This is a genomic window from Vibrio sp. ABG19, assembly GCF_029962385.1.
In the GTDB taxonomy this organism is placed as follows: domain Bacteria; phylum Pseudomonadota; class Gammaproteobacteria; order Enterobacterales; family Vibrionaceae; genus Vibrio; species Vibrio ostreae.
Window position 1 is genome coordinate 2803940 of the sequence record NZ_CP071708.1, and the last position, 15976, is coordinate 2819915.

At 49.3% G+C, this 15976-nt stretch carries 18 protein-coding genes and 1 pseudogene; 11 read left to right on the forward strand and 8 right to left on the reverse strand.

Annotated features, from left to right (window positions below; genetic code table 11):
* Positions 1-39: 39 nt before the first annotated feature.
* On the reverse strand, positions 40-282 hold the full coding sequence (gene tnpB / locus J0X00_RS18985) for an IS66 family insertion sequence element accessory protein TnpB (RefSeq protein ID WP_282477485.1): 243 nt from the start codon (positions 280-282) through the stop codon (positions 40-42).
* Between the two features lie 49 nt (positions 283-331).
* A pseudogene (locus J0X00_RS18990) lies at positions 332-484 on the reverse strand (IS66 family insertion sequence element accessory protein TnpB); the annotation flags it as partial.
* A 514-nt stretch (positions 485-998) separates the two neighbouring features.
* On the opposite strand from J0X00_RS18990, the gene kduI reads away from it, so the two are divergent.
* The 6 genes from kduI to J0X00_RS19020 all read left to right on the forward strand — a co-directional run bounded on the left by kduI (position 999) and on the right by J0X00_RS19020 (position 5998).
* Entirely contained in the window at positions 999-1838 is an 840-nt protein-coding gene (kduI, locus tag J0X00_RS18995) for a 5-dehydro-4-deoxy-D-glucuronate isomerase (RefSeq protein ID WP_282477486.1), read from the forward strand.
* Positions 1839-1897: 59 nt separating this feature from the next.
* Positions 1898-2887, forward strand: coding sequence for a TRAP transporter substrate-binding protein (locus J0X00_RS19000; RefSeq protein WP_282477487.1), 990 nt, complete (start codon positions 1898-1900; stop codon positions 2885-2887).
* Between the two features lie 56 nt (positions 2888-2943).
* On the forward strand, positions 2944-3471 hold the full coding sequence (locus J0X00_RS19005) for a TRAP transporter small permease (protein WP_282477488.1): 528 nt from the start codon (positions 2944-2946) through the stop codon (positions 3469-3471).
* A 9-nt stretch (positions 3472-3480) separates the two neighbouring features.
* Positions 3481-4788 (forward strand): TRAP transporter large permease, encoded by a 1308-nt coding sequence (locus J0X00_RS19010; protein WP_282477489.1) that lies wholly within the window; start codon positions 3481-3483, stop codon positions 4786-4788.
* A gap of 116 nt (positions 4789-4904) precedes the next feature.
* Complete coding sequence (locus tag J0X00_RS19015; protein ID WP_282477490.1) at positions 4905-5669, forward strand: IclR family transcriptional regulator; 765 nt, start codon at positions 4905-4907, stop codon at positions 5667-5669.
* Positions 5669-5998 carry a GFA family protein gene (locus J0X00_RS19020; RefSeq protein ID WP_282478323.1) on the forward strand — a complete coding sequence of 110 codons (330 nt, stop codon included), beginning with the start codon at positions 5669-5671 and terminating at the stop codon, positions 5996-5998. Before J0X00_RS19015 ends, J0X00_RS19020 begins: the two co-directional genes overlap by 1 nt.
* 223 nt (positions 5999-6221) lie before the next feature.
* Here the strand turns inward: J0X00_RS19020 and J0X00_RS19025 are convergent, their stop codons facing one another.
* The 5 genes from J0X00_RS19025 to J0X00_RS19045 form a co-directional block, all read right to left on the reverse strand.
* On the reverse strand, positions 6222-6554 hold the full coding sequence (locus J0X00_RS19025; protein WP_136486638.1) for a PBPRA1643 family SWIM/SEC-C metal-binding motif protein: 333 nt from the start codon (positions 6552-6554) through the stop codon (positions 6222-6224).
* Between the two features lie 403 nt (positions 6555-6957).
* Positions 6958-7395, reverse strand: a complete 438-nt coding sequence (locus J0X00_RS19030; protein ID WP_282477491.1) for a DUF3859 domain-containing protein — start codon at positions 7393-7395, stop codon at positions 6958-6960.
* A 116-nt stretch (positions 7396-7511) separates the two neighbouring features.
* Positions 7512-8033, reverse strand: a complete 522-nt coding sequence (locus J0X00_RS19035) for a DUF2058 domain-containing protein (RefSeq protein ID WP_282477492.1) — start codon at positions 8031-8033, stop codon at positions 7512-7514.
* Positions 8034-8197: 164 nt separating this feature from the next.
* Complete coding sequence (locus J0X00_RS19040; protein ID WP_282477493.1) at positions 8198-8518, reverse strand: DUF1840 domain-containing protein; 321 nt, start codon at positions 8516-8518, stop codon at positions 8198-8200.
* Positions 8519-8582: 64 nt separating this feature from the next.
* Complete coding sequence (locus tag J0X00_RS19045) at positions 8583-9515, reverse strand: LysR family transcriptional regulator (RefSeq protein ID WP_282477494.1); 933 nt, start codon at positions 9513-9515, stop codon at positions 8583-8585.
* A 98-nt stretch (positions 9516-9613) separates the two neighbouring features.
* Between J0X00_RS19045 and J0X00_RS19050 the strand changes: the two genes are divergently transcribed.
* Both J0X00_RS19050 and J0X00_RS19055 read left to right on the forward strand, forming a co-directional pair.
* Entirely contained in the window at positions 9614-10048 is a 435-nt protein-coding gene (locus tag J0X00_RS19050) for a DMT family transporter (protein WP_136486627.1), read from the forward strand.
* A 9-nt stretch (positions 10049-10057) separates the two neighbouring features.
* Positions 10058-10519 carry a DMT family transporter gene (locus J0X00_RS19055; RefSeq protein WP_136486625.1) on the forward strand — a complete coding sequence of 154 codons (462 nt, stop codon included), beginning with the start codon at positions 10058-10060 and terminating at the stop codon, positions 10517-10519.
* Positions 10520-10647: 128 nt separating this feature from the next.
* Here the strand turns inward: J0X00_RS19055 and J0X00_RS19060 are convergent, their stop codons facing one another.
* A complete protein-coding gene (locus tag J0X00_RS19060) occupies positions 10648-11670 on the reverse strand; it encodes a helix-turn-helix domain-containing protein (protein ID WP_136486623.1) in 1023 nt (340 codons plus the stop codon).
* 481 nt (positions 11671-12151) lie between these two features.
* Between J0X00_RS19060 and J0X00_RS19065 the strand changes: the two genes are divergently transcribed.
* The 3 genes from J0X00_RS19065 to J0X00_RS19075 all read left to right on the forward strand — a co-directional run bounded on the left by J0X00_RS19065 (position 12152) and on the right by J0X00_RS19075 (position 15736).
* Positions 12152-13351 carry a type III PLP-dependent enzyme gene (locus J0X00_RS19065; RefSeq protein ID WP_282477495.1) on the forward strand — a complete coding sequence of 400 codons (1200 nt, stop codon included), beginning with the start codon at positions 12152-12154 and terminating at the stop codon, positions 13349-13351.
* A 196-nt stretch (positions 13352-13547) separates the two neighbouring features.
* On the forward strand, positions 13548-14225 hold the full coding sequence (locus J0X00_RS19070) for a response regulator transcription factor (RefSeq protein WP_282477496.1): 678 nt from the start codon (positions 13548-13550) through the stop codon (positions 14223-14225).
* Between the two features lie 8 nt (positions 14226-14233).
* On the forward strand, positions 14234-15736 hold the full coding sequence (locus tag J0X00_RS19075) for a HAMP domain-containing sensor histidine kinase (protein ID WP_282477497.1): 1503 nt from the start codon (positions 14234-14236) through the stop codon (positions 15734-15736).
* Positions 15737-15976 lie beyond the last annotated feature (240 nt).

The window sequence follows — 15976 nt, forward strand, 5'->3', positions numbered from 1 at the left end:
GCTGCAATGAACGCTTGGTGGATAAGGCTTTATTATCGATTAAGTCATTGTAAAATCGTTTATTCTAACGGGTTTATGGCCGATAATCGTAAAGCCAGAAAGCAGCCTGTCAAGCTCAAATTGAGTCAGAGTAAACACTTCACTTTTCTCTTTTGTAGGCCACTTATACTTGGCTTTTTCAAGGCGCTTGTACCAAAGAGCAAAGCCTGTTTTATCCCAATACAACACTTTCGATAATCGCGGCAAGGCCGTTGATGGATTTTCTAAAATCGACACTTTCACGATATAAATAAATCTCTGGGGCGCTGAGCATACGTTTCATGACAGCGCACGGTTTTTCAATGTGCTTTAATTGTTGGCGCTTAGCATAAAAAGTGGAAAGGCTCAGGTCGTTACGTTCACAGAATAATCATTGTGATAGTTGGCTGGATTCATATTGTTCGAATAGGGTTCGCCACTCTTGGTTAGTGCGTCGTTTAGCCATTTCAAATCTCCTCATGATTGGAGATTGAATCTTAATATTCGTGCTTGGCGATTAGAATGCGGGGTTTATGACGCGCTTACACTTTTTTGGGTTTTCCTGCTTCGCCCGCAGCGGGTTGGGGGGGGTAGTGTAGTATTCAAGTCATTTTTGCTTTGGAAACAGTTCCAAGAATTACCAGAGCTGCTTGAATACATAGATTTAAAGGAACTGGCGGTAGAATTCGTATAACAAGCATCCAAGGATAATTCCCAATATCCGCAATTTAGGCATTGTGCCTAGCCCTGAAACCATCCCCCCAAAGGCCATCCATTGATGGCCTTTTTTGTGTCTGTCGTTCCGGTTTAACTGTTGGTGTTTTCTTAACCAAGTGGTCATTTTTTGTTACACCTCAAAAAAATAAACGCCGTTTCAATAATTATGTTCGATTCGATCACAAATGATATCTTGTCATATTTAAACGGTATTGATCAAATATGAATGAGTGTTAGGCTAATTCCAACACCAGGAGGTTTCCATGCACACCAATTACAACAGCAATCCTTTGGATGCGAAAACGTACGATACCGACCGCTTGCGTGCGGAGTTTCTGACGGAAGATTTATTTAAAAACGACGAAATTACATTGGTTTATAGCCACATTGACCGCGTGGTGGCGATGGGCGTCAGCCCGATTGAGCGCACGTTAAAACTGAATGATTTTGTCGATACAAAAGCCTTTGGCGTAGAGTTCTTCTTGCAGCGCCGCGAGTTGGGCGTGGTGAATTTTGGTGGTGCGGCGACGGTGAAAACGGCGACGCAGGAATACACGCTCAATCACCTCGATGCTCTCTATTTGGGGATGGGCGAGCAAGATGTGGAATTTATGTCGCTTGAGCCCGCAGAGCCCGCAGCGCTTTATTGCCTGAGCGCGCCAGCGCATCACACGTACCCGTCGCGCACCATTTTGCGTGGGCAAGCCCGCCATGTGGAGCTGGGTAACAGCGAAAACGCCAACGCGCGTACCATCACGCAATACTTGCATCCCGACGTACTGCCAACCTGCCAGTTGTGCTTGGGCGTAACGCATCTCAAACCGGGCAGCGTGTGGAACACCATGCCCGCGCACACACATGAGCGCCGAATGGAAGCTTATCTCTATTTCAATGTTGCACCGCAGCAAGTGGTTTTCCATTTCATGGGAGAGCCACAGGAAACCCGTCATATCGTTGTTCGCGACAAGCAGTTGGTACTGTCACCCAGTTGGTCGATTCACTCCGGTTGCGGCACGCAAAACTACAGCTTTGTGTGGGGCATGCTGGGCGAAAACCAGACGTTCGATGATATGGATTTTGTGGATATGAACACCATCCGCTAACCACCCATAACAACACCAAGATATAGAACAATAACTGTACCTTACATGGAGTAATCAACATGCTGATGAACAAATCACTGAAAATTGCCACACTCGCTGCCGTGGTAGGATCTGCTTTAGGGTTTTCTAGTTTCGCGTCTGCGGCAACGGAAATCAAAGCGGCGTTTAACCAATCTGACAAACACCCTCAATATCAGGCGCTGCAAGAGTTCGGTCAGAAACTGACCCAAGAAACCGATGGCCGCTACAAGTTGACGATTTATCCGAACGAACTGCTGGGCGATCAACGTGCGGCGCTAGAACTGGTGCAAAACGGTGCGATTCAAATGGCCGTTGTCGCGAACCCGCTGGTGGAAAACTACGACAAAACGTTCCGCATGATCGGCATGCCGTATGTCTACACTGGCCCGGAGCATCAGGAAAAAGTATTTACCTCTGGCGTACTGGACGACCTGTTTGCTTCGACGCTGCGTTATGGCTTTGAAGTGCTGACTGCGTACACAGCAGGAGCGCGCAGTATGTACACCAAAGGCGCACCGACTGAAACCATCGCCGAAATGAAAGGTAAGAAAATCCGCGTGATGCAGTCCGATACTATGATCAAAATGCTGTCTTGCATGGGTGGAACGGGGGTACCGATGAGCCAAGGCGAAGTGTATACCGCGGTGCAGCAGGGAGTGTTGGATGGCGCGGAAAACAACGAAATCACCTATGCCGACCTGAAACAGTACGAAGTTGCGCCTTACTTTACCGCGACGCGGCACCTGATGGTGCCGGATTTGGTAGTGATCAGCAGCCACTTCATCAATAGCATGCCGAAAGAAGACCAAGCGACGCTGCGCCGACTTGCCAAAGAGAGCACACCAAACGAATTCAAACTGTGGAATGCGCAAATCGAACAAGCGAAAGCATTAGCGTCTTCTAAAGGGGCGACCTTCACGGAAGTCGACATTACGCCATTCCAGCAAAGCTGTCAGCAACTGCAAAGCGATCTGGCGGAAACTGCCGCACAAAAAACGCTGCTAGAGAAGATTGCCGCGATGCAATAAGCCGTTTGAACGTTTGAGGGCCGGAGTGTGCTTCGGCCCTGTCAGGGTAAAAAAATATGTCAGAACAGCAAAAGCACGACTTGATTGAGAAAGTCGACACCTTAAAACAATGGGTAGATAAACTGCTGTCGTGGATCTGCATCACTATCGTGGTCTCAATGACGCTCTTGGTGACGTATCAGGTGGTGGTTCGCTACCTGTTTAACAGTCCGAGCGCGATGAGTGAAGTGCTGTCGCGCTACCTGTTTATCTGGTTGGTTCTGTTTGGATCAGCGTATGTGTTTGGCCTCAAAGAGCACATGGCCATCAGTTTTGTGAAACAAAAATTTGCCGAGAAAACCCAGATCGTACTGGAGATGTTGATCGAGATGGTTACGGTGGTGTTTGCGATTTCAATCATGATCATCGGCGGTTACAACAGTTCAGTGCGTCAAATGTGGCAAATGGACTCGGCGCTGCAAATTCCCATGGGCGTGATTTATACGGCGATTCCCATCAGTGGCGCGTTGATGGTGTTTTATTTCCTCTACAACGAAATGCACCTGTCGATTCGACTCAAACAACTCATTCAGACCAACTCGTAGGAGCCTAGGATGGATTTAGCTCTCACAGCGTCGCTGATTATGTTTTGTGGCGTGATATTCTTTTTGGTGATTGGCGCGCCAATTGCGATCAGCGTCGGAATTTCCTCGTTCGCGGCCATGCTGGTGATTTTACCGGGACAGGGCGCGATGGTGGCATCGGCGCAGCGGATGTTTGTCGGCTTGGATTCGTTTGCCCTGCTGGCGATTCCGTTCTTTATTCTCGCTGGTAACATTATGAACAACGGCGGTATCGCTATACGGTTGATTAACTTCTCCAAAATTATCAGCGGCTTCTTTCCAGGATCATTGGCACAAACCAACGTGGTATCGAACATGCTATTTGGCTCGATCAGTGGCTCGGGCGTGGCGTCGGCCGCAGCGGTCGGCGGCATCATGTCTCCGATTCAAAAAAAAGAAGGTTACGACACGGCATTCAGCACTGCGGTGAACATTGCCTCAGCTCCGACGGGCATGTTGATTCCACCCAGCAACACTTTGATTGTGTACGCGACCGTGGCGGGAAGTGTGTCGGTTTCGGCGTTGTTTATGGGCGGTTATGTACCGGGCATTTTGTGGGGCTTGGGCGTGATGATTGTGGCGGGCATTATGGCCAAACGCCGCGGTTACATCGCCCAAAACACCATGACGATGAAAGACTGCATGAAAGTGACCTTGGATGCGATTCCGAGTCTGTCGCTCATCATCGTGGTGATTGGCGGGATTCTCGGCGGTATCTTTACCGCGACGGAAGCCTCGGCGATTGCGGTGGTCTACTCACTGTTTCTCAGCCTTTGCTATCGCGCGCTGGAGTTACGCAAGCTGCCAGAAATCTTCCTCAATACTGCGAAGATGTCGGCGATTGTTATCTTCATGCTGGCAACGTCTTCGATTATGTCGTGGGTAATGGCGTTTACGCAGATTCCGGGCATGATTGCCGATGTGCTGATGTCACTGACCGACAACCCGATCATCATTTTGCTGATCATCAACCTGGTGCTGCTGTTTGTCGGCACGTTTATGGACCCAACGCCAGCGGTGCTGATTTTCACGCCAATCTTCCTGCCGATTTGTGTCAGCTTGGGGATGGATCCTGTGCAGTTTGGTATTTTGGTGGTGTTTAACCTGTCGCTGGGCACTATCACCCCGCCGGTTGGGCCGATTTTGTTTACCGGCTGTAAAGTCAGCGGGATCAGCATCGACCACGTCATCAAAACGTTGCTGCCGTTCTTCCTGGTGATTGTGTTTGTATTGGGTTTGGTTACGTACATTCCGGCCATTTCCATGACGCTACCAGAAATGATGGGGTTGATTAAATAAACGCGGGAGCAAGCACTCATTTTGTGGGTGCTTGCTTTCGGATAAGCGCGGCGCACGAATAGCGGCCGCGGGCGGCATGTAGTACTCTTAGGTGGTCGTGTTGAGTAAGAATCCCTATGGAAAGCAATAAGAAAACAGAATATCGTGCGCCAGCGTTAGAGAAGGGGCTTGAGATCCTCGAACTGCTGGCTGAGCAGTCGGAACCACTGTCGAAAAAGCAGATCGCAGAAAAGCTGAACCGCAGTATTAATGAAATCTTTCGTATGTTGTCGGTTCTGATGGAGCGGCAATACATTGAGTACGATAGCGAAACTTCGTGCTATTCGCTGACACTGAAGATGTTCGCGCTCTCCAACCAACACCCGCCGCTTGCGCAGATGCTCAAACGCGCCAACCCGCTGATGGAAGCCTTGTGTCACAAGGTCAATCAATCGTGCCATTTGTGTAGCTACAAAAATGGTGAGCTGCTGGTGATTGCCCGCGAAGAGAGCCCGTACAAAATGGGGTTCAGCCTGCGTTTGGGCTCGAAAATTGATGTTTGCTCGTCGGGATCGGGGATTGTGCTACTCAGTTTCAGTGAAGAAAAGCAGCGAAAAGAGATCCTCAAAAAAGCCCGCGCCACAGCCGATGAAGTGGCACACGCGCTGAGCCACATCGACAAGACCGTCGAACAAGGTTTTTACATCGGCGAAAGTCCGCAGATCTCCGGGGTAACCAACATTAGCGTACCGATTTTCGGCGTGCTAGGGGAGGTGATGGCGGTGATCACGGTGCCGTACATGACACTCAACTCCATTACGGTACATCATCACATTGAGGATATTGAGCACACCAAGACGCAGTTGCTGAACGTGGCGGGACAACTCAGTCAAAATTTGTGATGAGGTGTCGCAAAGTATCAGGCTCTTCATCAAATTCAGCGTTGATAGTTAACTCATCTAGTTTTAAATGGATCTCCGGCAAACATCAAATTAGGTCATTCTCTACGAGTTCTGGTTTTAAATCTGAGTTTTGTTGTCGATGCGGTAGTCCAGTACCCAATATCAGTTCAGATGGTAAGTCGTATTGGGTTCCTGCGGGGTTGCTGTCAGAGCCTGTAGATACAAAGGTTTCTGCTCATGTCTATGTCAGTTCTCGTGCAAGCTGGGACGTGGGTTTCATAAACGATGGCCTGCCGCAATTTGATACGATGCCCAGTGGAAGTGAATAGTGTGTGCCCGGTAGGTTGCGCACGCATAACAAGCGCTTTAAATCTAATTCGCAACACCGTGATCCTGATGACTTCGTACGACTGCGGTGCCTTTTGGGTCAGTAAGTTAGAGCGAGTAACAGTTCCTCGGTAGTAGAAGGGAATCCTTGCCATTTGTTCTATCAGTTTAGCCTAGGCACAAAAAAACCGTCAGAAGACGGTTTTTGGTGTCACTAGCGAGCGCTTAGGCACAGCACTTTTTGTACTTTTTCCCGCTTCCGCAAATGCACGCTTCATTACGGTTCGGTGTTTTTTCATAGGTAATCGTTTGAGGCTTGCTTAATAGTGTATCAAGCTCAACGGTGTTCTCTGGTTGCTCTGAGTCTACGGCAATATGGGCCACAATAGCGTGCTCAGAAACTAATGCTTCGATCTCTGCCTTACGAGCTTCAGTTGGGACGACAATATTGATTGGAGCTTCTTCAGTGCCTGCTTTTACATCACGTTTTACGTTGTAGCCTGAAATGACGTGGTTCTGCCTAGCATCGATTCGACCTTTGAAAAATAGTTTGGACATGTGCAACTCACTGATGATTGGTGTGGTGTAATTTGGCCGCGATTATACGGGACTATCGCAATTGATAAAGAACTTCCTGCAAGGAGCATCGGAGCACGGTATAACAAACGTGTCAGGGTTAAAGACTAACGAGTGGCGTTGCCATCCTCATTGAGCAGTAATCGATTCGGTTGTTGTGTTTAAGTTTTGTGGGAATGATGATTCATTATGGCCAAGGTCGTTATCTCAGGAGGAACAATTGAGGCTCAATCTGCCTGCTGAAATCGAATCGGCTGATATGACTCATAGTCTCTGGTTCCGATATTCAGGCCAAAGAGCCGTGGAGATCGGCGCATATCCGTTTGGCACTTACTGACTACACACTTTGATTGGAACATTTATAAGTTCGCCCGGATGAAGGGTACTAAAACCCTCTCGACTTCCAGAACTGCCCCTCATCACGTCCTACTACTTTGAACGTCTTCTCGGCGATGGTTCTGCCTTGCATTTCCAGCGTCATGCGCCATTCACCGAGATTGCTTTCCAGGCCGTTCACCGGGCACAGCAATTGGATGGTATCGCCCAGGTAGAAATCCCAGTCATTGCTGCGAACGTACACTTCACCGTCAAACGGGGCCAATACCTGGCCTTTTTTATTGATGATGCCGGGATGATGGATGCAAAACTGCAGCAGCTCGCCTTTGGCCTTTTTGATATTGACGATAAAACCAAATTCGACATCTTCCTCGGCAGTGACGACCTGAGTGAACTCTTTGATTCTCGGCAGCTCTTTGGCTTTCGCGTCCCAATGGGAGTAAATCCCGAAGGACGTTATTTCAATTACTGGAGTACGTTTTGCCACTGGTGATTGCTCGTTGATGATGGATAGGGGGAAGATAGTCGCTCCCACGCCGGGGCATGGGAGCGGGGCGACTTGCGGAGATGAACCATCGTCAGTTCAGGCAAGCCGCGGACGGATTACCACATCAGGTCATCCGGCACCACGAAGTCGGCGTACGGATCGTCTTCGTCGATCGCGTCCGATTCCGGCTCTTTCTGATCGATGATAGCTTGCTCATCGCGCTGGGCGATTTTGTTGGCTACCACGCTTGGGATCACGGCGTAACCTTCTTCAAAGCGGGCAATCGCCAGGATGCCTTTGCTTAGCTGTTCACGCACCAGTGACTCAACGTAGAGTGATTTCACCAACGTGCCGTCGGTGAAGTTATACTTGATGTCACCATTACCCAGATCAAGCTTGTTCATCGCGATCAGCTGTTTGATCTGCGCCTGAATCTCTTTGTTCTGGCGCTGTTCATTTTGCTGTGCGCTGAGTGCTTTATCGCGCTCAAGCTGCTGGCGCTTGTTCTCTTCAACCGCTTCTTTTACTTCACGTGCCTGAACACGTGATTTTTTTGAGCCTTTCTTTGCTTTTTTCAGCTTCTTTTCATTAACCAAGCCTGCTTTCAGCATTTGCTCTTGGAGTGTCAGTTTTGCCATGTTGTTCTCGGTTTGCTGTATATCTTTAGTATTCTACTGGCTCACGCCGCGCAAATAAAGGCAGTGGGTAAAGGCAGCATGTTGATTTTTCAACGCTAAGTCGCATTATAAACGCCCAATAGGCGTAATTTTAGTGACGTTGTCACTTATTGGTCAAACCTTGATTACTCGCTATCCCACATGATGCCACATTCTGCACTGATGGCAGCATTGAGCATATCGACCAGCGGCAGGGCGCGATGGGAGATACTGACCGGCGGATCGTCACGTTTATCGTCATCATCCTGCTCTGAATCATTCTGATCTTCCCGTTTTTTCTCTGCCGTAATGGCCAATTTGAGCAAATCAAGGGCATGGGGGATATCGTCAGCTCCAATGGCACCCGGCACCGTGCCACTATGACCCATCATTTTGATCATTTGCAGCCCTACGGAGCCAAACATGGTGACGTTGGCGTACGCTTTACATCGGAAAGTGATTAACATAACGAGCCTCGCTTTAGTTCAGGGTAACAAAAGACATGCAAATAGTGCGCTACCCAGTTGTTAATTATGGCTGCCAGTATAAGGGATTGCCGTATATCTGGGTAAAATAATCAATTACCGCGCGAATATTAAGCGGTGGATGACGGACATGCGGATAGATAGCCGCTATATGCTGGGGCTGAGTATTAATAGCAGCGTCATAGTCGGGCATGATTTTGATCAGTTTGCCTTGCTGCAATTCCTGTCCAATCAGCCAGTCTGGGAACAAGACGATTCCCATGCCATCCAGTGCGGCAGTCAGCAGGCTTTGGGCATTGTTGGAACTCAGAGATGGTGTAATTGGGTAGTGCACCCAGTCAGCATCTGTTTGGCGCAGGTACCAGCGGTTGGCCCCTTCAAAACCTTTGTATACCAGGCAGCGATGCTGCTGCAGAGCGTGACCGCTATCCGGCATGCCGTATTTAGCGATATAGGCGGGAGACGCCGCCAGATGGTAGCGCTGATTGCCGAGAATGCGGGCGTGAAACGACGAGTCGGTCAGCGTACCGATACGAAAAATGATGTCGGTACCGTCTTTAAGCGGATCGATATATTCATCGGTCAGGGTCAAGTCTATCGCCAAATTGGGGTAGCGTTCAGATAACTGCTGCAACCAGGGCGCGATATGACGCTCACCAAAAAATACCGGCGCATTGAGCCGGACTAAGCCGGACGGCTCTGCTGCGCGATCCTGCAGCTGTTCCTGCGCTTCATCAAGCTGTTCAATCACGGTTTTGGCATAACTAAAAAACAGTTTACCGGCTTCGGTTGGTACCACCGCTCGGGTATTGCGGTAGAACAACTGCTGGCCGAGAGCATCTTCCAGATTATGAATCGTGCGCGAGATCATGGACGCAGAAACATCTTCGCGCCGCGCGACCACAGAGAAGTTCTGGGCATCAAACACGCTGACAAAAAACCGTAATGCGCGGATATCAATGTTATTGGTTCGGTTCATTTGTGCAACTTCTGCAAAGGTGATTACCATATTATGTCGTTTTTCTTTTTAATTCACCACTATATCATGCGCGCCTGACTTATTAGGAGCCTTGTTATATGCAGTTATTGTTAATCCTACTCGTGATTGTCGGCGGGATGGGTTTATCCGTGGAGGCGGGTATTCTCGGCCCGCTCGGGGAGCAGGTCGGCCATCTGTGGGCCACTTTCAGTATTTTTGGCGTCGGTGCGGCGCTGACGTTTTTGTTGATGCTGTTTTTTAGCCCGCGCAACAGTCCGTCGTTCTTTGAGCAGCCTTCGTGGCAGTTGCTGGGTGGTATTCTGGGGACCGGTTATGTGGTGATCCTGACTATGACCACGCCGGTGATTGGGATCGCGATGACCATGATTGGCATCTTAGCCGGTCAGGTATCAAAAAGCCTGATCATTGACCATTTCGGTCTGCTGGGGACGCCGCATCGTAAAATTGACCGCAAGCGTTTGATTGCTCTTCTGTTTATCGTGGCGGCACTGCTGCTGATTGCCAAAAGCTAAGGAGACACTATGACCCTGTTAATGATTGTGATGGCGGTGCTGGGCGGCGCGTTACTGAGTATTCAGGCTGCGATTAATGGCCAGCTTGGTAACAAAGTCGGTGTGTTTCGCTGCGCGTTTCTCACTTTTTCTATCGGTGCTTTAGTCACAGCGCTGCTGATCTTCTACTTTGAGCCGAAACACAGTGTGACCTTGCTGGATGTACCGAAATGGCAACTGCTCGGAGCGATGTGCGGCGTGCCGTATATTGTGATTATGGTGCTGGCGGTGCAGCGCATCGGCGTGGCGGTTGCCACGGTTGCGGTGATTTTTGGTCAGCTGCTGATGAGCCTGCTGATTGATAATTTTGGCTGGATGAACAATAGTGAAATGGCGTTTTCACCTTATCGCCTGGCGGCGGTGGTGTGCCTTGGCATCGCGCTCTATTTTATTTACTCCAGCAGCCGGGATCAGAGTGCGACTACGGAGTAATCCGCCGCGATTCGCTTAGCGTGAATGACCAGTGTTGATTTGGCTAGAGTTGATGTGACCGGAGCGGCTAACGCAAGCCCCCGCAGTGATGCGGGGGCTTTTGTATTGGTGGCAGTGTAACCTAAGTATTAGTGCTTGCGGCTGAGGCCTTGTCTGAGCTGAGTGGGTGAATAACCAAAGTGATCTTTAAAGCAGTTACTGAAGTGGCTGCTGCTGACGAAACCGCAGCCGAGACCCACCTGAATAATCGATTCGCGGCTCTCTTCCAGCTGCTTATGGGCAAACGCAAGGCGCAATTTGAGGTAGTAACGCGATGGCGAAGTATCGAGGTGGGTCTGGAACAAACGTTCCAGCTGACGGCGCGACATCGCCAGACAGCGTGCCAGTTCTTCCGGGGTCAGCGGCTCTTCAATATTTGATTCCATCAGTGAGATGGCTTCCTGTAAAGCCGCTGGACGAGATTGTACTGGTGCGGCCGGCTCAGGTGCGGAGCCATGCAGGATCGCCTGACGACCTTCCGAAGCCTGATCGCAGCTGAGGATTTCGCGAATTGCCCGCACTAACTGACGGTCAAATTGACCTTCAATCATATTCAGCATCATTTCCATCGCGCTGTTAGGACCGGAGCAGCTCGCGCTGTGCTCGCTTACCTCGTAGGTGTGAGTGGCCAATTTCAGGTTTGGAAAGGTGGTACGAATGTAGTGGTGACTGTTGGGATGCACCGCTGAAACCACATCTTCATCGATGGCCTGCGCATGGGCGAGGGCAATGGTGCCGTTCCAGATACTGCCGAGATTGATCTGCTGGTTGTACGCCGCTTTGAGGCAGTAAGTCAGTTCATCGGCTGAGGCCGTATCACAGCGATAGCCGCCGCAAACGAACAGCCAGTCCATCGATCCGCGATTGTGCAGGTTCAGTGATTCCACCGTTGCATCGGTTGCGATGTCGATGCCGATGTCACTCAGCACCTTGCGCGAATCTATACCAAAGGTATGAATCTGGTACAGCGGACGTTCGTGCACCAGGTTCGCCGTAATCAAGGCATCCATCGCAGCGGTAAACGCCATCAGAGAAAAGTGGGGCTGCAGAATAAAGCCGATATTTACCGGAACGGACTGGGATGGATTCGAAGTAGTTACGATCTCGGACATGAGGATTTAAGTTCACTGCTGGTTAAAAAGGCGCTGAATTTTTATCTTACTCACCACACCGGCCTGCCTGCTGTGGCGGTTAAACGTTAAATCATTGATAGCTCTAACAGCGTTTTAACAGGTTATTGGTGCGATGTATATGATGAGTTCTCAGCGGCGCGAATTTAACCTCAATTCTTGTGCATAAAACCCTGAAATTGAGGCGGCAAATAACGATTAATAAATCGAATCTTAACCACAAAAACCTTTTGCTTTCAAAGGCGCATTTTTTATTGCGCTGAGTTTCTTATGACCCTATTATCGCCTCGCTTCTTGATGATAGCCAATCCGAGTACATCACAGTCTGTTTTGTGGCAAGGCGATAGAGCAACTATCCAAGAGTGACTTTGACAGCGCATTTACGCGCTTTTATTGACGCTCCACTTTTCATCATCACGCTAACACCAGGTGAAAAGTGTCATAACCACATTGGAGGTTTGCCATGGCTAGTTCTCGTTCTGTTCTTAATTTTCAATCTTTCACTTCTCAGGCTCTGTCTGCTGATGACGTTCAACTGATCGAAACGTCTGTTGAGCAGTTTGGTGCGCCATTACTGATGCTGGATTGCGATATTATCCGTCAGCAATACCGTGCCCTGAGTAATGCGCTGCCAAACGTGACTCTTCACTTTGCACTGAAACCACTGCCGCACCCAGCGGTGGTCAGAACACTGCTGCAAGAAGGCGCGAGTTTTGACCTGGCAACCAGTGGCGAAGTTGAGTTGGTGGCGCAGGAAGGCGTACCGGCAGAACGCACGATTCACACGCACCCGATCAAACGCGATGCCGACATCCGTGACGCACTGGCGTACGGCTGTAACGTGTTCGTAGTGGATAACCTCAATGAGCTGGCAAAATTCAAAGCTTACAATGATCAGGTTGAACTGCTGGTGCGTCTGAGTTTCCGTAACTCTGAAGCCTTTGCTGACCTGTCGAAGAAATTCGGTTGTACTCCTGAGCAGGCGCTGACCATCATCGAAACGGCGAAAGAGTGGAATATCCACATTAAAGGTTTGTCATTCCATGTAGGTTCTCAAACCATGAACCCGCAAAAATATGTGGAAGCGATCAATACTTGCCGAGTGGTGATGGAACAGGCAGTTGAACGTGGCCTGCCAGCACTGAGTACGCTGGATATCGGCGGTGGTTTTCCGGTGAACTACACCAAACAAGTCATGCCGATTGATCAGTTCTGTGTGCCGATCAACGAAGCGCTGAGCCTGCTGCCAGAAACCGTACAAGTGATCGCAGAACCGGGTCGTTTTATTGTCGCGCAGTCGATGATGAGCGTGGCTTCAGTGATGGGTCAGGCAGAGCGCGATGGTCAGACCTGGTACTACCTGGATGACGGTGTTTATGGTTCGTTCAGCGGACTGATCTTTGATGATGCCCAGTACCCGCTGGTGACTCTGAAACAAGGTGACGAGTGTGCACCAAGTGTGCTCGCCGGCCCGACTTGCGACAGTATTGATGTGATTGCAGAAAACATCATGCTGCCTAAACTGGACAACGGTGATTTGATCATCGGTCGTATGATGGGTGCCTACACCAGTGCAACCGCAACCGACTTTAACTTTTTTAAACGCGCGCAAACCGTGGTGTTTAACGAGCAAGTGGCCAACTGCGAACGCATGATCGGCTAATCAGCCGTTAATCTGAATGATACGTTAAGCTCTCACTCCGGTGGGAGCTTTTTGTTTTGGGCCGATTCACATATCCCTGGCGTTCTTGCCTGGCAACGCGATCCACATTGGGACGGATTTCGAGTAAGCTAATACGTCATCAGTTAACCGAACACGTCTTAAGTTAACCAAATAAACAACAACCACGGATACTTGCGTGAAATTACTTATCATCGAAGATTCAGAAACGCTGCGCCGCAGTCTGGTCGTGGGTCTCAATCATCTTGGCTTTACCATTGATGAAACCGGAGACGGTCAGGAAGCACTTAGCCTGGCGACTCATCACGATTATGACCTGATAATTCTTGACCTGATGTTGCCAAACGTTAGTGGCCTGGATATTTTGCGCGCCCTGCGGAAACAAAAAAAGCAAACCCGGGTACTGATTCTGTCGGCTAAGACCAAAACAGAAGAGCGGGTTGAGGGCCTGATGCTCGGTGCGGATGATTACCTGACCAAACCGTTCTCGTTTGAAGAGTTACATGCCCGTATCCTGACTCTGATGCGGCGTGGTTCGTTGGATCAAGTCGATCATAATTTGGTGGTGGATGATTTTCGTCTCAACCAGCAAGATAAAACTTTCTATTACGCGGAGCAGTGTATTGAACTGACTCCGAACGAGTACAAAATTCTGCATTGTCTGTTCAGTGCGCCCAACCGGGTCGTCAGCGTTGAGCAGATCAGTGAAGCGGTGGTGGGTAATTTCGATTATTTATCGAAGAACACCATTGAAGCGCACATTTCATCGATTCGTAAAAAAGTGCGTGGTGCACAGGGTTCACTGCCGCTTAAAAACAAACGCGGCTTTGGTTATGTGATGGAAAAAGTTAGTTGAGGTTGAAGATGTCAGTAAAATCAGTGTATCAGCAGTTGGCCTCGGGTCAGAGTGCGCGCTTGACCTCGATAGAACGTAAACTGATCAATTCTGTCTCTCTGGTGTTTGGTTTCTTTCTGTTCGCCGTATTTTTGTCGGTTGATATCGGTCTTGATGACTGGGTCGAAGATCAGTTTAATCAGGCGATGTTGAATAAGGCCAATTACCTTAAATCGGAAATCAGCTTTAATCACGATAAAGTGGAGTTTACCGCTGACCTGCGTTTTTTACCTGAATACAGTTCCGAACAAGATCCGCATTATTTCCAAATCTGGCATGATGGAAAAACGATTGGCCGCTCGCCGAACTTGTCATCGTATCCGAATGTGGATCTGATTGCGCCGGATATTGCCATTGGTGAACAGCGCATTATTGATGTGGTGATGCCAAACGGAGAACTGGGTAAAGCGACGTTGTCGAATTTTGTTCCGCAAAGTGATGACGGCAGTATTGAACCGGTATCAATGACGATTTATGAGTCAGCCGGCGGCCTGGATAGTCTGCTGTGGCTGGTGGACGGACTACTCATCAGCAGTTTCCTGATAGCGATTGTGGTGATGAGGTTTGTCACCCAAACCATTATCCGCCGTGGCCTGGCGCCGCTGGATAAACTCAATGAGGACTTAAAAGCGCTCAGTCTGACTGACCAGCATTCCGTGTCTGAACTTGATCTGCCCGACAAGCGAGTGGAAGAAATTGAGCCGATTCGTAAAGAGCTGAACCGATTTATCCGCAGTAACCAGCAGCTGATTAAAAATGAGCAGCGTATCACCGGCGATATTGCCCACGAACTGAAAACCCCGCTGGCAGAGATGATTACACTGAGTGAAGTGTATCTTCGCTATCCGGATGATGAGCGGATCAGCAAAACCTATCCGGATGATATTCTGGCCATCGCCAAGCGGATGAAATCGATTGTCGAGAAACTGTTGTTACTGCAACGCACCGCGTCACCGTCGCTGAATCTGCGTAAAGAGGCACTGTCGATTCGCTCAGTGTTGGCTCAGGTAAAGCATGATATTGAATTTAAGTACCCGGATGTGGCGCAGCGGTTGGAGCAGAAGTGCGAGACCGATGAATGGTTTTTGACGGATCGTTTCAGCCTGGAAACCATCTTAATCAATCTGCTTGATAACGCCCTTTATTACAGCCCCGCGCAAACCAAAGTAGAAGCATGTTGGCATGAACAGGATGGTGACTACGAACTCAGTATCTCCAATCATCTCAATCATACGATTTCTCAGGAGCAGTTGGATAAAATGGTGCAACCACTGTTTCAGATTGACGACTCGCGCACTAATAATGAACGTTTTGGCTTAGGGCTCTCCATCATTAATAATATTTGTCAGCAGCACGGGTATGGGCTGGACTTTTCTTTGCCGGAATCACTTAAATTCACGGTCAGTATTCGGATCCCGAAAATCGGAGCCCAGGTTGAAGACGAGTATGTAGAGGAAGAGGCAGTGGTTTAACTAGGCTGCAAACATTAACCTGTCAGGGCTGCAAACTTAACCAGTCATAAATGCAAAAGCACGCGTGTGCTAGGTAGCATGACCGGTTTGGCTACCCTTGACGATCTCATTGTATAGACGGGCATACATGCTGGCGACGTGACGCGTGATTGCGGTTTCCGGTAGTCCAGCATAGGCCGAAGTTGCCAGCATCAGTGCTGCTGTTCCTTTTGTTTGCCACGCAATTTCCGGATAGTTTCA

What these genes read in the sequence shown, in the direction of transcription:
- kduI (WP_282477486.1), top strand. Translation starts at nt 999, where the DNA reads ATGCACACCAATTACAACAGCAATCCTTTGGATGCGAAAACGTACGAT.
- J0X00_RS19000 (WP_282477487.1), top strand. Translation starts at nt 1,898, where the DNA reads ATGCTGATGAACAAATCACTGAAAATTGCCACACTCGCTGCCGTGGTA.
- J0X00_RS19005 (WP_282477488.1), top strand. Translation starts at nt 2,944, where the DNA reads ATGTCAGAACAGCAAAAGCACGACTTGATTGAGAAAGTCGACACCTTA.
- J0X00_RS19010 (WP_282477489.1), top strand. Translation starts at nt 3,481, where the DNA reads ATGGATTTAGCTCTCACAGCGTCGCTGATTATGTTTTGTGGCGTGATA.
- J0X00_RS19015 (WP_282477490.1), top strand. Translation starts at nt 4,905, where the DNA reads ATGGAAAGCAATAAGAAAACAGAATATCGTGCGCCAGCGTTAGAGAAG.
- J0X00_RS19020 (WP_282478323.1), top strand. Translation starts at nt 5,669, where the DNA reads ATGAGGTGTCGCAAAGTATCAGGCTCTTCATCAAATTCAGCGTTGATA.
- J0X00_RS19025 (WP_136486638.1), bottom strand. Translation starts at nt 6,554, where the DNA reads ATGTCCAAACTATTTTTCAAAGGTCGAATCGATGCTAGGCAGAACCAC.
- J0X00_RS19035 (WP_282477492.1), bottom strand. Translation starts at nt 8,033, where the DNA reads ATGGCAAAACTGACACTCCAAGAGCAAATGCTGAAAGCAGGCTTGGTT.
- J0X00_RS19040 (WP_282477493.1), bottom strand. Translation starts at nt 8,518, where the DNA reads ATGTTAATCACTTTCCGATGTAAAGCGTACGCCAACGTCACCATGTTT.
- J0X00_RS19045 (WP_282477494.1), bottom strand. Translation starts at nt 9,515, where the DNA reads ATGAACCGAACCAATAACATTGATATCCGCGCATTACGGTTTTTTGTC.
- J0X00_RS19050 (WP_136486627.1), top strand. Translation starts at nt 9,614, where the DNA reads ATGCAGTTATTGTTAATCCTACTCGTGATTGTCGGCGGGATGGGTTTA.
- J0X00_RS19055 (WP_136486625.1), top strand. Translation starts at nt 10,058, where the DNA reads ATGACCCTGTTAATGATTGTGATGGCGGTGCTGGGCGGCGCGTTACTG.
- J0X00_RS19060 (WP_136486623.1), bottom strand. Translation starts at nt 11,670, where the DNA reads ATGTCCGAGATCGTAACTACTTCGAATCCATCCCAGTCCGTTCCGGTA.
- J0X00_RS19065 (WP_282477495.1), top strand. Translation starts at nt 12,152, where the DNA reads ATGGCTAGTTCTCGTTCTGTTCTTAATTTTCAATCTTTCACTTCTCAG.
- J0X00_RS19075 (WP_282477497.1), top strand. Translation starts at nt 14,234, where the DNA reads ATGTCAGTAAAATCAGTGTATCAGCAGTTGGCCTCGGGTCAGAGTGCG.